The organism is Paenibacillus sp. Y568 (assembly GCF_059445545.1).
Genome location: NZ_JCAIUM010000010.1, coordinates 97,331 through 115,960 on the forward strand (window position 1 = coordinate 97,331; position 18,630 = coordinate 115,960).

22 protein-coding genes and 1 riboswitch are annotated in these 18,630 nt (G+C 41.5%); all 22 genes read left to right on the forward strand.

The genetic code is table 11. From position 1 onward, the window contains the following. Positions 1-26 precede the first annotated feature (26 nt). On the forward strand, positions 27-440 hold the full coding sequence (locus AC1D7X_RS15405; protein WP_495475555.1) for a hypothetical protein: 414 nt from the start codon (positions 27-29) through the stop codon (positions 438-440). Continuing rightward, positions 437-820 carry a hypothetical protein gene (locus AC1D7X_RS15410; protein ID WP_495475556.1) on the forward strand — a complete coding sequence of 128 codons (384 nt, stop codon included), beginning with the start codon at positions 437-439 and terminating at the stop codon, positions 818-820. The genes AC1D7X_RS15405 and AC1D7X_RS15410 overlap by 4 nt, the downstream gene beginning before the upstream one ends. Positions 821-1,014: 194 nt before the next feature. Continuing rightward, complete coding sequence (locus tag AC1D7X_RS15415; protein WP_495475557.1) at positions 1,015-2,232, forward strand: L-threonylcarbamoyladenylate synthase; 1,218 nt, start codon at positions 1,015-1,017, stop codon at positions 2,230-2,232. A gap of 153 nt (positions 2,233-2,385) precedes the next feature. Beyond that, a complete protein-coding gene (locus tag AC1D7X_RS15420; RefSeq protein ID WP_495475558.1) occupies positions 2,386-2,946 on the forward strand; it encodes a manganese efflux pump MntP in 561 nt (186 codons plus the stop codon). Positions 2,947-2,982: 36 nt separating this feature from the next. Next, positions 2,983-3,561: a low molecular weight protein arginine phosphatase gene (locus tag AC1D7X_RS15425; RefSeq protein ID WP_495475559.1), complete on the forward strand. Its 579-nt coding sequence runs from the start codon at positions 2,983-2,985 to the stop codon at positions 3,559-3,561. A gap of 53 nt (positions 3,562-3,614) precedes the next feature. Then, a riboswitch (ZMP/ZTP riboswitch) is annotated at positions 3,615-3,696 on the forward strand. 101 nt (positions 3,697-3,797) lie between these two features. Continuing rightward, positions 3,798-4,253 (forward strand): ribose 5-phosphate isomerase B, encoded by a 456-nt coding sequence (gene rpiB / locus AC1D7X_RS15430; RefSeq protein ID WP_495456746.1) that lies wholly within the window; start codon positions 3,798-3,800, stop codon positions 4,251-4,253. A gap of 13 nt (positions 4,254-4,266) precedes the next feature. Beyond that, positions 4,267-4,872, forward strand: coding sequence for a TIGR01440 family protein (locus tag AC1D7X_RS15435; RefSeq protein WP_495456745.1), 606 nt, complete (start codon positions 4,267-4,269; stop codon positions 4,870-4,872). A 326-nt stretch (positions 4,873-5,198) separates the two neighbouring features. Then, positions 5,199-6,446: a serine hydroxymethyltransferase gene (glyA, locus tag AC1D7X_RS15440; protein ID WP_495456744.1), complete on the forward strand. Its 1,248-nt coding sequence runs from the start codon at positions 5,199-5,201 to the stop codon at positions 6,444-6,446. A gap of 429 nt (positions 6,447-6,875) precedes the next feature. Further along, positions 6,876-7,511: a uracil phosphoribosyltransferase gene (upp, locus tag AC1D7X_RS15445; RefSeq protein WP_495456743.1), complete on the forward strand. Its 636-nt coding sequence runs from the start codon at positions 6,876-6,878 to the stop codon at positions 7,509-7,511. 20 nt (positions 7,512-7,531) lie between these two features. Further along, positions 7,532-8,692, forward strand: coding sequence for a non-hydrolyzing UDP-N-acetylglucosamine 2-epimerase (gene wecB, locus AC1D7X_RS15450; protein ID WP_495475560.1), 1,161 nt, complete (start codon positions 7,532-7,534; stop codon positions 8,690-8,692). 169 nt (positions 8,693-8,861) lie between these two features. Then, the gene (locus AC1D7X_RS15455) at positions 8,862-9,095 is read left to right on the forward strand and encodes an AtpZ/AtpI family protein (RefSeq protein ID WP_495475561.1); all 234 of its coding nucleotides are present in this window, start codon (positions 8,862-8,864) and stop codon (positions 9,093-9,095) included. After that, positions 9,088-9,465 carry an ATP synthase subunit I gene (locus AC1D7X_RS15460; protein WP_495475562.1) on the forward strand — a complete coding sequence of 126 codons (378 nt, stop codon included), beginning with the start codon at positions 9,088-9,090 and terminating at the stop codon, positions 9,463-9,465. Before AC1D7X_RS15455 ends, AC1D7X_RS15460 begins: the two co-directional genes overlap by 8 nt. 31 nt (positions 9,466-9,496) lie before the next feature. Then, the gene (gene atpB / locus AC1D7X_RS15465; RefSeq protein ID WP_495456739.1) at positions 9,497-10,258 is read left to right on the forward strand and encodes a F0F1 ATP synthase subunit A; all 762 of its coding nucleotides are present in this window, start codon (positions 9,497-9,499) and stop codon (positions 10,256-10,258) included. A 97-nt stretch (positions 10,259-10,355) separates the two neighbouring features. Beyond that, positions 10,356-10,568, forward strand: a complete 213-nt coding sequence (atpE, locus tag AC1D7X_RS15470) for a F0F1 ATP synthase subunit C (protein ID WP_340026190.1) — start codon at positions 10,356-10,358, stop codon at positions 10,566-10,568. Between the two features lie 175 nt (positions 10,569-10,743). Beyond that, on the forward strand, positions 10,744-11,232 hold the full coding sequence (gene atpF / locus AC1D7X_RS15475) for a F0F1 ATP synthase subunit B (protein ID WP_495475563.1): 489 nt from the start codon (positions 10,744-10,746) through the stop codon (positions 11,230-11,232). Next, a complete protein-coding gene (locus AC1D7X_RS15480; RefSeq protein ID WP_495456736.1) occupies positions 11,229-11,780 on the forward strand; it encodes a F0F1 ATP synthase subunit delta in 552 nt (183 codons plus the stop codon). The genes atpF and AC1D7X_RS15480 overlap by 4 nt, the downstream gene beginning before the upstream one ends. Positions 11,781-11,791: 11 nt before the next feature. Next, positions 11,792-13,306, forward strand: coding sequence for a F0F1 ATP synthase subunit alpha (gene atpA / locus AC1D7X_RS15485; protein WP_495456735.1), 1,515 nt, complete (start codon positions 11,792-11,794; stop codon positions 13,304-13,306). A gap of 100 nt (positions 13,307-13,406) precedes the next feature. Continuing rightward, positions 13,407-14,270, forward strand: coding sequence for an ATP synthase F1 subunit gamma (gene atpG / locus AC1D7X_RS15490; RefSeq protein WP_495456734.1), 864 nt, complete (start codon positions 13,407-13,409; stop codon positions 14,268-14,270). A 105-nt stretch (positions 14,271-14,375) separates the two neighbouring features. Beyond that, on the forward strand, positions 14,376-15,776 hold the full coding sequence (gene atpD / locus AC1D7X_RS15495) for a F0F1 ATP synthase subunit beta (protein WP_495456733.1): 1,401 nt from the start codon (positions 14,376-14,378) through the stop codon (positions 15,774-15,776). Positions 15,777-15,877: 101 nt separating this feature from the next. Next, positions 15,878-16,294 (forward strand): F0F1 ATP synthase subunit epsilon, encoded by a 417-nt coding sequence (locus tag AC1D7X_RS15500; protein WP_495456732.1) that lies wholly within the window; start codon positions 15,878-15,880, stop codon positions 16,292-16,294. A 291-nt stretch (positions 16,295-16,585) separates the two neighbouring features. Next, positions 16,586-16,843, forward strand: coding sequence for a DUF1146 family protein (locus AC1D7X_RS15505; RefSeq protein WP_495475564.1), 258 nt, complete (start codon positions 16,586-16,588; stop codon positions 16,841-16,843). Positions 16,844-17,148: 305 nt separating this feature from the next. Next, positions 17,149-18,504: a UDP-N-acetylglucosamine 1-carboxyvinyltransferase gene (gene murA / locus AC1D7X_RS15510; RefSeq protein WP_495456730.1), complete on the forward strand. Its 1,356-nt coding sequence runs from the start codon at positions 17,149-17,151 to the stop codon at positions 18,502-18,504. Positions 18,505-18,630: the final 126 nt, after the last annotated feature.

Consider the following 18,630-nt stretch of genomic DNA (forward strand, 5'->3'; position numbering starts at 1 on the left):
CCGAAGGTGAGTTGAGGAGAATGAGTATGAGTATGAATTCGCGAATTTCTTTTGAAAAAATATTATTTTGGGCTCTTACATCTTTGTTTCTAGCGTGTTTTGCTGGAATGGGGTACATGATGTTTCAATATATGAACGAAGTTACGAGTGATGATCTAGTCTGGTATGTTATGGTATGCATCCTAATGGTGCTTCTACCTTCCATGTATATTATTCTAGCTATCGTTATATACAAGGATGCATCTAGGAAAAAAATGAACGTCTGGCTCTGGATGACTGCTGTTATGTACATCCCTAACCTAATTGGTCTACTTCTCTATTTTATTGTAAGAAAACAACACCAAAAGATGTGTGCGAATTGTAATAGGAGTATTGGAAGAGATTTTGAATATTGCCCATACTGCGGTCAAATCATTAATCCATCGGGAGTGAGAATATGAGAATAAGAACAAGGATAGGAATCTTGGCGCTAGTAGTCACGTTTATATTAATGTTAACTGCTTGTGATAGAAGTATATTGTGGGTTGGGTCCAACATGGGAAGTAATATGCAAGCTTCTTATAAATTGTTTACGGGAAATGAAGTGAAGCAGATCAAGGCACAGAGCGGAGAGACGATACTCATCGACTATCAATCAAAAGTAAAAAAAGGCGATCTATCTATTAAGTTGTATGATCCCGACGACACATTAATTAAAGAGTTCGCTACGAACGAGGCAGGGGTAGAAGAAATAAAGGCGGACGAAGATGGGGAATATAGAATCGAGGTTATAGGCGAGGACACCTCGGGAAGCTTCAAGGTTAATTACAAGATTGAGTAGTTATTAAATGTCATGAATTTAATTACATGTTGTTTTGTGCTAACATAGATGAAAGTGTATAGTTGAAAAGTGCTTTTAGCCGATGGTAGAACGTGCGACTATGGTGAAGGGGCGCTTTTTCGCTATGTAAGGAATAATAAATTCAATATAAACAATGATAAAGATAAATTATATAGAAAGCCTGGGATGTAGAAATGACGCATAGTCTCGATAAGGGAATAGATAGCAAAGTGGAACACCATGGAATGACTACAGTCTATTGGAATGTTCAGGATTTAATTGCGGAAGGTAAAGAAATCAATCCGCAAGATATCGCTGCTGTACCAGTAATGGAAGAAGCTGCAGCGCTTATACGAGCAGGTGGAATTGTGGCTTTTCCAACGGAAACGGTATATGGGCTGGGGGCAGATGCTCGAAGTACCGAAGCGGTAGAAGCTGTATTTGCTGCCAAGGGACGTCCTTCTGATAATCCTCTGATCGTTCATATCGCGGATCGTTCGCAATTAGATGAGCTTGTGATAGAAATTCCGCCTGTCGCGCACATGCTAATGGATATATATTGGCCGGGTCCGCTTACGATTGTTCTTCCTGTTCGACCTGGCGCACTTTCGAATTGTGTTACTGCAGGTTTAGATACCGTGGGAATTCGCATGCCAGATCATCCTATTGCATTGGCGTTAATATTAGCAGCAGATTGTCCCATTGCCGCACCTAGTGCGAATCGCTCAGGACGACCTAGTCCTACACTTGCATCGCATGTGAGCGAAGATTTGGACGGAAGAATTAACGGACTCCTTGATGGGGGATCGGCTGGTGTAGGGGTTGAGTCCACGGTTGTGCGTGTATTCTCGAATGGGGATGTTCAAGTGTTGCGTCCTGGTGGAATTACTATAGAACAGCTTAATTTAGTAACTGGAGCTACCGTTGTTAGTGTGGGAGGAGCTGCCGGTGAAGCGAAGTCAGCTTTAACACCTGGGCATCTAGTCAAATCACCACATACTGATGCATTGGATTCTATTTCGGAACCTCCGCGTTCACCAGGCGTGAAGTATACTCACTATGCTCCACAAGGTGAACTAAGCGTAGTACGCGGTTTTTCACCACAAGCTGTTGCGTCTCATATTAGGAGACAATTGGACGAGGCCTCTAAGGCGGGATTAATGACGGGGTTATTAGCTTTTGATGAACATATTCCGTTCTATGGTTCAGATCCTGCGAACCTAGTTGTTTCACTTGGATCGTTGGCTACACCTGCTGATGCAGCGCATAGATTATATGCAGCGTTACGCCGATTTGATGAGCTAGGTGTAAATTATATGATGTCAGAAGCATGCCCAGAAGAAGGAATAGGTGAAGCTGTTATGAATCGGCTTGTTAAGGCTGCCGGTGGACGAATCATCGATATGAATTAGAGTGAAGGTTAATCATCACTTCGTGTGCTGGGTGTAAGTTATATCGTTCTGGACACATTCCCTTCGTAGGAGATATCTGGTTGATCTGACATGTTTCACTTCTTGTCCGCATATGGTTGTACAAAGTACACAAACGGACTTGGAGGAATACTCATGCTAGAAAATTCTGCCGGATGGGGGCAGCTCATCACAATTTTGGTTATGGCGGCAGCTTTGGGAATGGATGCTTTTTCACTTGGTGTAGGTATTGGCATGAGAGGAATTCGATTGCTACACGTTCTGAGAATAAGCTTAATGATCGGTATTTTTCATATCATTATGCCTTTGTTAGGGATTTATACGGGGCAATACGTTGGCTCGTTGTTGGGAAAAGTAACGGCGTATGTGGCTGGTGGATTATTAGTGTTACTTGGTGGCCATATGATTGTAAATGCCTTTCGAGGCGGTTTTGCTAAAGTTGTAAATCACCGTTCGTGGGGTGGGATGATCCTATTCTCTCTCAGCGTCAGTATTGATTCTTTCTCCGTAGGCGTATCCTTAGGGATGTTTAGAAGTAATTTACTAATAACAATATTAGCCTTCGGATTCTTTGGTGGATTAATGTCGATGATGGGTCTTCTCCTCGGAAGGAAAGTGAGTCGTAACCTAGGCGATTATGGTGAAGCTCTAGGTGGTGCTGTATTATTAGCATTTGGACTCATGTTCATCTTTTGATACAATATAAAAGATGTTACTAGGAGGTGGAGAAACGTGTTGCGTATTTTGTTCGTGTGTACAGGGAATACATGCCGTAGCCCGATGGCAGAAGCGATTCTCCGGAAATTGGCTAAAGAACGGGGTCTTCAGATTGAGGTAAAGTCTGCAGGTGTGGCTGCTAACGAAGGGTCACCTATTTCTAGACATGCCGAAGCGGTTCTACGAGACTATAATATAGATGATACAATAACCTCACAACCACTGAGATCAAATGTTGTACGGGATAGTGATCTCATTCTTACGTTAACACAAGCGCATAAACAACATGTGTTACGGGCTTTCCCAGAAGTTATGGGCAAGATCTATACATTGAAGGAATATGCTGAAGACGATGAGAGTGTACTTCGAGATGTAGCGGAGCTAGATAGTCTTTATGCAGTTTGGGCTATGAACACAGCGTTAGGTAAACCCGTTGAGAATAGAGAACGAATGATTGAGATCCAGCAACGTATTCCAAGCTTTGATATATCAGATCCATTTGGTGGATCCCGCGAAGATTATGAAGTGGCAGCAGCGGAGATACGTACAGCTATTGATCGATTTCTAGTGAAGTTATCAAATAATAACAATTAATTGATCGTTGCATTTCGTCGTTGATTGTTTTATCATGAAAAAAGAAGAACAATCGGTTCCGATGTAACTGGCGACGCTGTGGATTAAACCACGATGGAGCATCGGGATATACGGCCGGTCGCCTGGGCACAAGAGCAATTCTACGGATTACCGTAGACTGCTCTTTTTTCGTATTTTGGCCAAATATTGAGTATAATGGTACAAGATAAAAGAGAGATATTAGGAGGTTTTTCTAAATGAAAATCGCATTAGGTACAGATCACGGTGGTATTCGATTAAAACAGGACATCATAAATGTCATTGAGAAATTGGGACATGAGGTTGTAGATGTAGGGTGTAATTGCACGGATGCGGTGGACTATCCTGATTATGCGCTTCCTGTATGTGAACAAGTGATAATGGGTAAAGTGGATCGTGGGATATTGGTGTGTGGGACAGGGATTGGTATGAGTATTGCAGCTAATAAGGTTCCAGGTATACGTTGTGCTCTAGTTCATGATGTATTCTCCGCTAAGGCCACTCGAGAACATAATGATACGAATGTACTCGCATTAGGCGAACGTGTTATCGGACCCGGTTTAGCTTGTGAGATCGTCAAAGAATGGCTTGTTACGGAATTTAGTGAAGAAGAACGTCATGTAAACCGTGTGAACAAAATCAAGCTTATTGAAGAACGGTATATGCAAGACTAAGGAGGTTTCTTCCATGGATCAGAGTGCGATATCCGCAGCTTCACTCAAAGAACAAGTAGCACTTGTACTGCGGGAACTTGTAAAGGTTGCTAAGCTGAGTAAGGGCAAGATTCTTGTAGTAGGTACAAGTACTAGTGAAGTAGCAGGTAGTCATATCGGTACGGCAGGGGCGTTGGAAGTTGCCGATGAGTTACTTCTTGGGATTGATGAGGTCCGTAAAGAATTTGGATTCCATGTTGTGTTTCAATGTTGCGAGCACTTGAATCGATCATTAGTCATTGAACGAACGCTTCTAGAAGAGTTACGCCTGACAGAGGTTGCCGCAGTTCCGTATCCTACAGCTGGAGGTTCAATGGCTTCTGCTGCTTATCGGAGTATGGTGGAACCTTGCCTTGCAGAGCGTATAGAAGCGCATGCTGGAATGGATATCGGCGAGACTTTGATCGGAATGCATTTACGGCATGTAGCCGTACCCTTCCGTCCTAGCATTCGGTATATAGGGCAAGCCCGTGTGAATGCTGCCTACACCCGTCCGAAGCTTATTGGCGGCGAGCGAGCACGATACCAATTGGAAGGTGAACCTTCCATTCAACAAGGTAATTCTCATATTTGTGATTGATTATAAAAGTAAAACGCAGTGACGAGTAAATTTTTAAGAAAGAAATGTCTCTACACCGTAACTAATGCCTACCGAACAGAAGTATATGAAGAATCATAGCGAAGAGGACGGAATTGTCCTGGAGAAGCGAAGCGTTCGCCTACAGGGTTTCCGTAGGAAAACCACTCCGAAAGCATATGCTTGCCCTCTGATTTCAACCGCAATAGGCGGTATATAATCAAGAAATCAGAGGGCAACAGCGATCGGAAGAACAATTCGTCAGCGTAGCGGGGATTCTAGCACAGGTTATGGAATTAGACCAAGAAACCTTTAGGAGGAATATGAAAATGGAACAATTACGCAAGTTTGACCCAGCAGTATTAGAGGCTATGGACTTAGAACTTAAACGCCAACGTAACAACATTGAACTTATCGCTTCGGAGAATATCGTGAGTGAAGCAGTAATGGAAGCAATGGGTTCCGTTTTGACGAATAAATATGCTGAGGGATATCCAGGCAAAAGATATTACGGTGGTTGTGAACGTGTTGATATCGTAGAAGACATCGCTCGTGATCGTGCGAAGGAATTGTTTGGTGCTGAGCATGTTAATGTACAGCCACATTCAGGGGCACAGGCGAATATGGCAGTCTATCTAGCAGCGCTTAAACCTGGAGATACCGTATTAGGAATGAATCTTGCTCATGGTGGACATTTAACACATGGTAGTCCAGTGAATGCTTCCGGTCTATTGTATAACTTTGTTCCTTATGGTGTTCAAGAGGATTCTTTCCTCATTGATTATGATGAAGTGCGTAAGTTGGCATTTAAACATCATCCTCGTTTAATCGTCGCGGGTGCAAGTGCTTATCCACGTACCATTGACTTTGAAGCACTAGCTTCCATTGCTAATGATGTAGGCGCTCTGTTCATGGTAGATATGGCCCATATCGCAGGCTTAGTTGCTGGAGGAGTTCATCCGAGCCCAGTTCCTCACGCGCATTTCGTGACGACGACGACTCACAAAACACTTCGTGGACCACGTGGAGGGATGATTATCTGTAAACAACCGTGGGCACAAGCCATCGATAAAGCAGTATTCCCAGGAACACAAGGTGGGCCATTGATGCATATTATTGCTTCTAAAGCGGTAGCTCTTAAGGAAGCATTGGATCCATCATTTAAGACTTATGCAGAGAACGTTGTGAAGAATGCTAAAGTGTTGGCTGAGACTCTGATCAGTGAAGGTTTGAACATCGTATCAGGGGGTACGGATAATCACTTGATGCTAGTAGATACTCGTAGTGTGAACATTACAGGTAAGTTGGCAGAGAAAGTACTAGATTCAATCGGTATAACTGTCAATAAAAATGCGATTCCATTTGATCCAACGAGCCCATTCGTAACTAGTGGTATTCGTTTGGGTACTCCAGCTGCAACATCACGTGGCATGGATGAGAAGGCGATGGTTGAGATCGGCAAGATCATTGCTCTAACTCTAAAGAATCCAGAAGATGAAGCGATTCTTGCCCAAGCAACTGCACGAGTGACTGAACTTACAGATCAATACCCTTTATATACTGATTTGAAATATTAATAAATGAATAGTTTGAGATAGACTGGGGATAATTCTCCAGTCTTTTTTTGTTAAAGTGCGAATTTTGTCGAAAAAACGAACTTTGCCATTTGATATGAAACTATAGACTGAATTTAACGTAATTAAAGGTAACTTGTTTCTAAAAAAGTAGAAGTAGGAAATTGTACATATTATAGAAAGACATCATTTCGATGTAGAAATTTCCAACTTAATGATGCGTATATCTCAAATTGAATGAAAGACTGCGTTGACTATGTATATAAGTTAGGTAAATATAAGATACTTTTACTGGTTGACCTTTAGATAAATCAAGGTGGGTGCAAATTCTTTTCGTGGAATGCTATAATAGACGAGGTTTGTAAGACGATGCAGAAGCGTTGATAAACATTAATAACAATAACACATATGAATTAACCGGAGGGATTTACCATGGAAAAAGGAAAATTGGTGATCTGTGATCACCCTTTGATTCAACACAAGCTTACTTTCATTCGGGATGTAGAGACTAATACTAAGGACTTCAGAGAACTTGTTGATGAAGTAGCTACTTTAATGGCATATGAAATTACACGAGATATCCCATTGGAGACTGTTACAGTAAAGACACCCGTGTGTACGACAGAAAGCCAAGTCATTTCTGGACGTATGTTAGGACTTGTTCCTATTCTACGAGCTGGTCTAGGTATGCTTGATGGTGTACTGAAACTGCTTCCTGCAGCAAAAGTGGGTCACGTTGGGTTATTCCGCGATCCAGAAACACTTATGCCAGTGGAATATTATACGAAGCTACCTACAGATGTTACAGAACGCGAATTAATTGTTATCGATCCGATGCTTGCAACAGGTGGTTCAGCTATTGCTGCTATTGACGTGCTCAAGAAACGTGGTTGTACTCAGATTAAGATGATGAATCTAATTGCTGCACCAGAAGGTGTTAAGGCGGTTCAGGATGCACATCCAGATGTAGACATCTACGTAGCAGCTTTGGACGAGCGATTAGATGAACATGGGTATATTGTCCCTGGTCTAGGGGATGCAGGAGACCGTTTATACGGAACGAAGTAAGAAAAGAGGGGTATTCATTTATGTCAAAGAAGATAAAAGTGATGACGATCTTCGGAGTTCGACCCGAAGCGATTAAGATGGCTCCGCTCATTCTGGAATTACAGAAACACCCCGATAGAATTGAATCGGTTGTTTGTGTAACAGCACAACACCGTCAAATGTTAGATCAGGTTTTGGAAGTCTTTAATATACACCCAGATTATGATCTAGATATTATGAAGGAGAGCCAGACACTGAACGAAATCTCCATTCGTGTGTTGGCAGGTCTGGAGCCTGTGCTACGGGAAGCTAAGCCTGATATTGTACTCGTTCATGGAGACACATTAACGACTTTCCTTGCTAGTTATGCTTCATTTATGCAACAGATTCAAGTGGGTCATGTCGAGGCTGGTTTAAGAACATGGAATAAGCAATCGCCATTTCCTGAGGAAATGAATCGTCAATTAACAGGGGTTATTGCGGATTTACATTTTTCTCCAACGGACATGTCTGCAAATAATTTGCTTTCTGAAAATAAATCAAAGTCAAGCATTTATATCACAGGAAATACCGTTACAGATGTGTTTCAATATACTATACAGCCTGATTATCATCACCCTGTATTGGATTGGGCCTCAGGTAAACGACTTATTCTGATGACTGCGCACCGTAGAGAATCCCAGGGTGAACCACATCGCAATATCTTCCGTGCTGTTAAGCGGATAGCCGATGAATTCGAGGATGTAGCCATTGTGTATCCAGTTCATCCGAGTCCCGCTGTTAAGGATCCTGCGCATGAGATTCTTGGGAATCACCCACGGATTAAACTTATCGATCCGTTGGATGTTGTAGATTTACAAAATTTTTATCCCCATACCCATTTGATATTAACCGATTCTGGAGGGTTACAGGAAGAAGCGCCGTCCTTTGGTGTACCTGTACTGGTACTTCGCGACACGACAGAGCGTCCTGAAGGAATTCAGGCTGGAACACTAGAATTGGTGGGCACGGACGAGGAGAAGGTGTACGATCGGACCAAAACGTTATTAACTGATTCTGAAGTATATGATTCCATGAGTAGGGCCGCCAACCCATACGGAGATGGAAAGGCTTCAGAGAGAATTGTCAATGCGATTCTTCACCATTTCGGTTTAGAAAGCGAACGTCCTGAAGAGTTTCACAGAATGTTCACAAATAAGTGAATTGGTGTTATATTTAAACCCATAGAATAGTGTACAGTTAGACTGTACGGTTCTTTGAAATTAGTGAATATACGAGAGATGTTTTCTTGTATTTTCACACTTTAATACAATGAAAACGTTTGATTGACAAACTCTTCAAATATTAAGTAAAATAGGTTGGGATTGAGCTATGGACAACCCACAAAACAATGATAATCCTTGGTATTTAGCTCTTTATATCGGTGGAGCTGGAGGTATTCTTTCTACCTATATTCTCATTGGTTTCTTTACTGCAAGATGGTTAGTCAATGCGTTGGAAGGACCGAGATATTGGATAGCAATAGGAACAATCTCTGGGTTAGTGTTGGGTTCGTTTCATATTGTCATGTTGATCAAAAAGTGGATTGGAGAACAAAATGGATGATATAGCTTCTATAGTGAAGGGTGTCACCAAAGTGTCATTAATCATTATGGCAGGGTTGTTGATGGGTTGGGCGCTTCATCCGGAGACCAGAATTTATACGCTAGGTATGGTTTTGGGCATGACTGGAGGTCTAGTAAGCACTCGTCATCTATCGTCTAAGGTTCGTAATGTTGCACATGCTGTTACAACTCCAGGATCTAGGGCGTATAGCCTAGGGTTTATAAGCCGAATTTGTTTCGCAATTCTAGCTGTGATGTTTTCAGTGAAAGTTGAGCATTTTTCACTTGAACTTACCATAGCTGGACTCTTCGTACCACAGCTTTTGACCATTCCTGTAGGTATATATTTGAGTGTGAAAAAGGTCATTTAATAGATTATGCGAAAGGAGGGAATACATTTCAATGCATGAACATCCGATTATCCATGTAGGGGGACTGAACCTCGATCTATCAGCCATTTTTATGTTGGTTGTGACTATGATTGTTGTATTCGTGTTCGCTAGGCTCTGTGTTCGTAATTTATCGGTAGAGAATCCTTCCAAGCTGCAGAATTTTATGGAATGGGTAGTGGAATTTGTTCAAGGTCTCATTGGAAGTGCAATGGACTTGAAGAAAGGAAAACCTTATTTATCTCTGGGACTTACACTGATTCTATTCATTTTTGTATCGAACTTGTTAGGATTACCTTTTTCTATTATTACAGAAGCGCATGGTCCTGAAGAAATCTTTGGATACGTTATTGAAGCTACAAGAGGTTTAGGAAATGGCGAGCATGCTGAGATTCTTTGGTGGAAATCACCGACCGCGGATATTAACATGACTGCTGGACTTGCAATCGTTATTTTCATCTTAATGAACTATCTTGGACTTAAGAAAAATCGTAAACATTATTTGAAACATTATATTGAACCATTTCCTATTTTCCTACCGTTGAATATTATTGAGAATTTATCTAAACCCATTGCACTTGCAATCCGGTTATTCGCCAATATATTTGCTGGGGAAGTACTGATTACCGTTATCCTGAAGCTTGGTTATATAGGGATTCCGTTTCTCGCGGTATGGCAAGGATTCAGTATCTTTATAGGCGCTTTACAAGCCTTTATATTTACGATCCTGACGATGGTATATATTGCTCAAACAACGATTCACGAAGAACATTAACTACCTTCAGCGAACAGATTCAGAAATGATTGGATTCTTTACGCAGAAGATATTATATTTACTAAATAATAAGAGATTTTAAGGAGGATATTTTATAATGGAATTTTTAGCAGCAGCTATCGCAGTTGGTTTAGGGGCACTTGGTGCAGGTCTTGGTAATGGTATGATCGTAAGTAAGACAGTTGAATCTATTGCTCGTCAACCAGAAGCACGTAACGCACTTCAAACAACAATGTTTATCGGTGTTGGTATCGTCGAAGTTATTCCATTGGCAGCTACTGTTATCGCGTTCTTGATCATGTTCTCGTAATAAAATTGGTTGGCGGGGAGGGCCAATGCCATCCGCGCCTTCATTTTGTTCAAAATGTTCAGAGATATAGACTTTACTCTTAAATCTCTTTATTTATCATAGGTAAACGTAGATCAATCTTATGCGTTTATGCTGGACGATTCGCACTTCGTGCTAACGGAAAGGAGTGACTTCATTGGATATCCATTGGGAGACCATAGTCATATCTATCATCTCATTTATCATTTTATATTTGGCGCTAAATAGATATGCATTTGACAAGTTATTTAACATTATGGAGCAACGCCGCGTACTCGTTCTAAAACAATTAGAAGATGCGAAACAGACTCGTGAACAAGCAACTCAATATGTTGAAGATCAGAAGGTTGCGTTGGAAGATGCTCGTAGAGAAGCTTATGATATCGTAGAACGTTCTAAACAAACAAGTAGTAAACAAGCTGAACAGATTCTTGAAGAAGCTAGCAATGCTGTAGTACGTCTTAAGTCTGAGGCTGTACGCGATATTGAAAGTGAAAAGAACAAGGCTGTGGAAGCATTACGAAGTGAAATAGGTACAGCTTCTGTACAAATTGCATCCAAATTACTTCAGAAAGAAGTAAGTGTGGATGGTACACAAGAACAACTCGTAGACCAATACCTCAAAGAGGTAGGGGGTAAATCATGAGCCGAGATACGGTAGTCGCCAAACGGTACGCTAAAGCACTGTTTGAAGTTGCCTCACAGGATAATGTAACGCTTGAAGTTGAACAACAACTGCAGGCTGTCGTTGAAGCTATTCAATCTAATGATGATATTGAAAGATTCTTAACGACACCGAACATATCCGATGCAGACAAATTGAATGCATTCAATAGAGCACTTCAAGGCAAGCTGTCACAGTCTGTGATGAATACTGTGGAACTACTTGTGAAACGGCGGAGAACGGATATCCTCCCCGATCTTCTAGACAGCTACATCAAATTGAAAGGCGAGAGCCTAGGTATGGCCGATGCCCTAGTGTATTCAACATATCCTCTTGATGACAGTGAAATAGAAGCGGTAGCCACAGAGTTTGGCCAAGTTGCTCACAAAACGATTCGTGTAAATAACCTTGTCGATAAGAGTCTACTTGGAGGATTAAAGGTCGTTATAGGTGATACGTTGTATGACGGTAGTATTTCCGGAAAGCTTGCGCGTCTTGAAAAATCATTTAATGACAAGCACAGTAGATAGGGGTGAAAACATTGAGTATCAAACCTGAAGAAATTAGCACGCTTATTAAAAGTCAAATAGAACAATATAAATCCGATATAGAAGTCGCTGAAGTTGGTACTGTCATTCAAGTAAGTGATGGTATTGCTCGCGTCCATGGACTTGAGAACGCTATGTCCGGTGAGCTTTTGGAATTCTCCAACGGTGTTGTCGGATTGGTACTCAACCTTGAAGAAAGCAACGTAGGTGTTGTTATTCTAGGTCGTTACACAGAGATTAAAGAAGGTGACCAGGTTAAACGTACAGGTCAGATCATGCAGGTTCCCGTTGGGGAAGCAATGCTTGGACGTGTCGTGAATGCACTTGGAGAACCTGTTGATGGAAGAGGTCCAATCGAAGCGACTGAATTCCGTCCAGTTGAGAACAATGCACCAGGTGTTATTGATCGTAAATCAGTACATGAACCAATGCAAACGGGGATCAAAGCCATTGATGCAATGGTACCGATCGGACGTGGACAACGTGAGTTGATCATTGGTGACCGTCAAACTGGTAAAACAGCTATTGCTATTGATACTATTATTAACCAAAAAGGTAATGGCGTGAAATGTATCTATGTCGCTATCGGTCAGAAACAATCTACCGTTGCACAAGTAGTAGAAACACTTCGTCGTCATGGCGCTTTGGAATATACCATTATTGTTACTGCACCTGCTTCTGATCCATCACCACTATTGTACATTGCACCATATGCAGGTTGTGCTATGGGTGAATACTTCATGTATAAAGGTGAGCATGCGCTTATCATTTATGATGACTTAACGAAACAGGCATCAGCATATCGTGAACTTTCCTTGCTACTTCGTCGTCCGCCAGGTCGTGAAGCTTATCCAGGGGATGTATTCTATCTTCACTCCCGTTTGTTGGAACGTGCAGCTAAATTGAGCGATGCTCTAGGTGGAGGATCTTTAACGGCATTACCGTTTATTGAGACACAAGCTTCTGACGTATCTGCTTATATCCCAACAAATGTTATCTCAATTACAGATGGACAGATTTTCTTGGAATCTGAATTGTTCTATTCCGGTCAACGTCCGGCAATCAATGTTGGTATTTCCGTATCACGCGTAGGGGGTTCAGCACAGATCAAAGCGATGAAAAAAGTCGCAGGTGGTTTGAAGCTTGACCTTGCACAATACCGTGAACTTCAAGCGTTCTCCCAATTCGGTTCTGATCTAGACAAATCAACATTAGCACGTCTAAATCGTGGAGCAAGATTGATGGAGATCCTTAAGCAAGGCGTAAACCAACCACTGAAGGTAGAACAACAAGTTATAAGCTTGTATACCGCAGTTAAGGGTTATTTAGATGATATTCCTGTTATTGATGTTCGTCGTTTCGAAAAAGAATTCATTACATTTGTAGAAAGTAACCATGCAGAGATCCTTCAATCTATTCGTGATACGAAGGACTTGGTTGCTGACAATGAGAATGCTTTGAAGGACGTTATTGCGATATTCAAAAGAGGATTTTCAGTATCGGCGTAGATCATAGACCGGGCCGTGAGGCTCGGTATCACTTTTTATAAATGAAGAAATGCTTACGATGCTAGTTTTGACTTCGTCAAAACTTTGGGGTGGTGAAAATATGGCAAGAGGATTACGTGAAATTAAACGTCAGATAAAGAGTGTACAGAGTACCAAACAAATCACTAAAGCAATGGAAATGGTAGCTGCTTCTAAGTTGAGAAGAGCACAGGAGAAGGCTGCAGCAGCCCGTCCTTACTCAGATAAGCTCAAAGAGGTAGTGTTCAGCATCGCTTCTGCTACGACTGACATCACGCATCCGATGTTTGAGAAGCGTCCAGTGAAGAAAACAGGTTATTTGGTAATAACTTCAGATCGTGGTCTTGCTGGCGGATATAATACGAATATTCTGAAGAAGGTAATGGTTACTATTGCTGAACGTCATCAGTCTAAAGACGAATACGAGATTTTCGTAATTGGTCGAAAAGGCCGTGATTATTTCCGCCGTAGAGAGCTTCCTGTAACGGAAGATTTAACAGACCTATCTGATACTCCTTCGTTTGCAGATATCAAATCCATCGCTTATACAGCAGTTCAACGTTTTGAATTGGGACATATTGATGAATTGCATATTTGTTATAACCGTTTTGTGAATGCTTTGACGCAAATACCTGAAGTGGAACAGTTGTTACCAATGGTAACTGACGGTATGGATTCTGGTGTCACAGCGGCTTATGAATATGAGCCTTCTGCTAGTGCTGTATTAGAAGTGCTTTTGCCGAAGTATGCAGAAACATTAATATTCTCAGCAATGTTGGATGGAAAAGCGAGTGAATTAGGTTCCAAGATGACGGCAATGGGTAGCGCAACTAAGAATGCTACGAAGATGATCGGGGAGCTTCAGTTGACATTTAACCGTGCTCGTCAAGCAGCAATTACGCAAGAAATTTCTGAAATTGTGGCTGGAGCAGATTCCCAAGCCTAAGATTCATGAAGGATATGAATTCGCACTAAAGCCATGTAAATATGGTTGTAATGATATAAAACCTAAGACTGTGGCTGAAGCAAACTTGTAGGAGGGAAACAAAAGATGAATAAAGGACGCGTAGTCAGCATTATGGGTGCGGTTGTCGACATCGAATTTCAAAGAGGTCAACTTCCAGCAATATACAATGCGATTAAAATTCAGGCTGTCTTACCAACTGGTAGACCAATTGACCTGACTCTGGAAGTTTCTAATCATTTAGGCGATAACATGGTGCGTTGTATTGCTATGTCAAGTACGGATGGTTTGGTTCGCGGGATGGAAGTTACGGATTTAGGTGCAGCTATTAATGTACCTGTTGGTCCAGCAACACTAGGCCGTGTATTTAATGTATTAGGAGAACCAATTGACCAAGTTGGAGAAGTTGTCTCTGAATTTAAGAGACCTATCCACCGCGAAGCTCCAAGCTATGATGAACTGGCTACACAAGCAGAAATGCTTGAAACAGGGATTAAAGTTATCGATCTTCTAGCTCCATACCAAAAAGGTGGTAAAATCGGTCTTTTCGGTGGTGCAGGTGTTGGTAAAACCGTAGCTATTCAAGAGTTGATTAACAATATCGCACAAGAGCACGGTGGTATTTCCGTATTTGCGGGTGTTGGTGAACGTACGCGTGAAGGTAATGACTTGTATCATGAAATGACAGATTCAGGTGTTATTAAGAAAACAGCCATGGTGTTCGGACAAATGAACGAGCCTCCAGGTGCGCGTCTTCGTGTAGCACTTACTGGACTTACAATGGCGGAATATTTCCGCGATGAAGAAGGTAAGGACGTTCTATTGTTTATTGATAACATATTCCGTTTCACACAAGCTGGTTCGGAAGTATCCGCATTGCTTGGTCGTATGCCATCAGCGGTTGGTTACCAACCAACATTGGCAACAGAAATGGGTCAATTACAAGAGCGTATTACTTCTACCAAGAAGGGTTCAGTTACATCTATTCAAGCTATCTACGTACCTGCCGATGACTATACGGATCCGGCTCCAGCTACGACATTTGCTCACTTGGATGCAACAACGAACTTGGAACGTAAAATTTCTGAAATGGGGATTTACCCAGCGGTAGATCCGTTAGCATCCAGTTCACGCATTCTAGCTCCAGAAATCGTAGGTGAGGAACACTACAACGTGGCACAAGGTGTTAAACAAATCTTGGCTCGTTATAATGAACTTCAAGATATTATTGCGATTCTTGGTATGGACGAGTTGAGTGAAGATGATAAATTAACGGTTTCTCGTGCGCGTAGAATTCAACGTTTCTTATCTCAACCATTCCACGTAGCTGAACAATTTAATGGATTCCCAGGAAAATATGTTCCAGTTAAAGATACAATTCGCAGCTTTAAAGAGATTCTAGAAGGTAAGCATGACAACCTTCCAGAGGCAGCATTCTTGTTCGTTGGATCCATTGAAGAGGCTGTTGAGAAAGCGAAAACACTTTAAACGGTGTACGTTATTCCATCGAACTTAGCTATTCTCCGAATAGCTAAGGGTATGCTTTCGAAGTGAGCTATTCTCCGAATAGCTTTAAAGGAGTGAAATAAATGAGCACCTTTTTATTAGAAATCGTAACGCCGGATCATCTAGCGTACTCCGGCGAGGTTGACGGATTGACTGTCTACGGCATTGAAGGGGCACTAGGTATATTACCTGGTCACATCCCATTCATTACTCCTTTACAGGTTGCTCCGATTAGTATTAAAAAGGGCAACGAATACAACTCCATTGCAGTAAGTGGAGGATTTGTAGAAGTACGTCAAGATAAAGTGGTTGTACTAGCGGAAAGTGCTGAACTTGAGAAAGAAATTGATGTGGAACGTGCAGTCGCAGCTAAAGAACGTGCAGAACGTCGTTTAGATGCCATTAAACGTAACCAAGCGGATATTGACTTCCAACGTGCTGAGCTATCCCTGAAGAGAGCCATGAATCGGATTGAAGTATATTCACACGTCAAAAAATAAATGTAATTAGAAACAGTCAGCTATTATCTAGCTTGACTGTTTTTTTGCATTAACCAACCAATCAATGACATTGGATCTTGTTAAAATTCAGTGTTGGATTTCACCTCAATGCTCATAATGAGTAGGAAGGTGTTTAATCAAGACTTAAGATCAAATTAATAATAAAAAAAATAAAGAAATTACAGATATAGCGCTTTCAAAAGTGGATTCTTTTGATTAAGGCAAGTATGATGGAAGAGTCGTGAAAAGAGTGTTAACAACAGCACTGTAGAAAGGATAAGATGAACCGGTATGAGTCAAGCCATGTCAAATACGGTATCTGGAGTAGTAAGCGTTGGTGGTCTCGTTTCTATTATTGTATCGCTATTTTGTATTTGGTTGTCGTGGTGGGCTTTGCAGAATCTGAAGTTAGATCTTGTCATTCGAAATCCAAAAGGAGCTCAAGGGAGATTGTTGCACGTTCTTTTGGCCGTAGTACTAGGTCATTTTGTTGCTGGGTTTCTGTTGGACTATCTAACGTGGAGCCAAATGTTAAGGTTTATGTTTTAAAGAGATCATGAGTGGTTATATCCCTGATAGGGATGACTAGATAAAATATCTGGACTACAATAATACTTGTCGAATAATAACATTTTTTTATGTCAACAATGGAAATAAGTAAATATTTATTAGAACCTTTTATGAACGTACAACATAATGATAACTAACTGTTAACTCTGATATCAATCTGTAACTTCAAAAAAACGCTTGTACACGTGAAATAATCAATGCTATGATGTAAGTTGGAAAAATAAGAGTGCCATTTCAGATAGTTAGCATAAAAAGGAAAAATTACGGACGCGGAGGGAATCGAGATGAGCAAATTTATCGTCCGCGGTGGCAATAGATTGATCGGAAAAGTTAAAGTTAGCGGGGCTAAAAATTCAGTACTTCCGATCATCGCTGCTTCACTATTAGGAGGAGAAGGAGAAAGTATAATTTATGATGCTCCTCCTCTAGACGATGTGGTTACAATTAGCAAGGTTTTGGAATCGCTTGGTGTGAACGTAAGTTATGACAACGAAGTGTTAAGAGTCAACGCGGAGAATATAACAACATGCGAGGCACCATACGAATACGTTCGCAAAATGAGGGCTTCCTTTCTAGTCATGGGTCCTTTGCTCACTCGAATGGGTTATACTCGGATATCCTTACCAGGTGGTTGTGCTATTGGCACACGGCCAATTGACCAACATCTAAAAGGGTTTGAGGCTCTTGGTGCAGAAATCAGCTTAGGTCAAGGTTATATTGAAGCTAAAAGTAACGGACGATTACGCGGTGCCAAGATCTATTTGGATGTTGCAAGCGTAGGCGCCACTGAGAATATTATGATGGCAGCTACAATGGCAGAAGGAACTACTTTTATTGAGAATGCGGCTAAAGAACCAGAAATTGTCGATTTGGCGAATTATCTGAATAGTATGGGTGCCAAAGTTCGCGGTGCCGGTACAGGAATGATTCGTATCGAAGGTGTCGACAAAATGGTTGGTGTGAAGCATACGGTTATTCCTGACCGCATTGAAGCAGGTACATATATGGTGGCTGCTGCGATTACAGGTGGGGATGTATATGTAGAAGGAGCAATTGCAGACCATTTAGGTCCAGTCATTTCGAAGATGGAGGAGATGGGTGTAAATATTGAACCTGACGAGAATGGTATTCGTGTATCAGCGAAACGTCCACTACGTTCAGTAGATATTAAGACACTTCCCTACCCAGGATTTCCGACAGATATGCAGTCACAGATGATGTCGCTCCTATTGGTATCTGAAGGTACCAGTGTTGTGACGGAGACGGTATTCGAGAATCGTTTCATGCATGTAGATGAATTTCAACATATGAATGCTGAGATTAAGGTAGAAGGGCGTTCCGCTATCATTGCGGGTCGTGCCAAATTGAATGGTGCTAAAGTATGTGCGACAGATTTACGTGCAGGTGCAGCATTAATCCTGCTTGGACTTGTGGCTAATGGCACAACTGAGGTCAGTGGTGTCCATCATATTGATCGTGGGTATGTCAATATTGCAGAGAAATTGTCGGCATTAGGTGCTGATATTTGGCGAATTACAGTAGATGAACCTGTACAGGAGAGTGTATCTGAACAAGTTCCTCAACAACAGAAAGTCAAAGATGAAGTGAAACTATTCTCCGTTCAACCAACTTGGGTATAATTAACTAGAAGAATAGTAGATCCGCACAACTATACACGTGATGAATTTAACCAAAAGAACAAGCCCATCTGGCTTGGCTTTTTGGTTTTTTTTTGTGCAGATAATATTTGGAGTTTCACAGGTTAA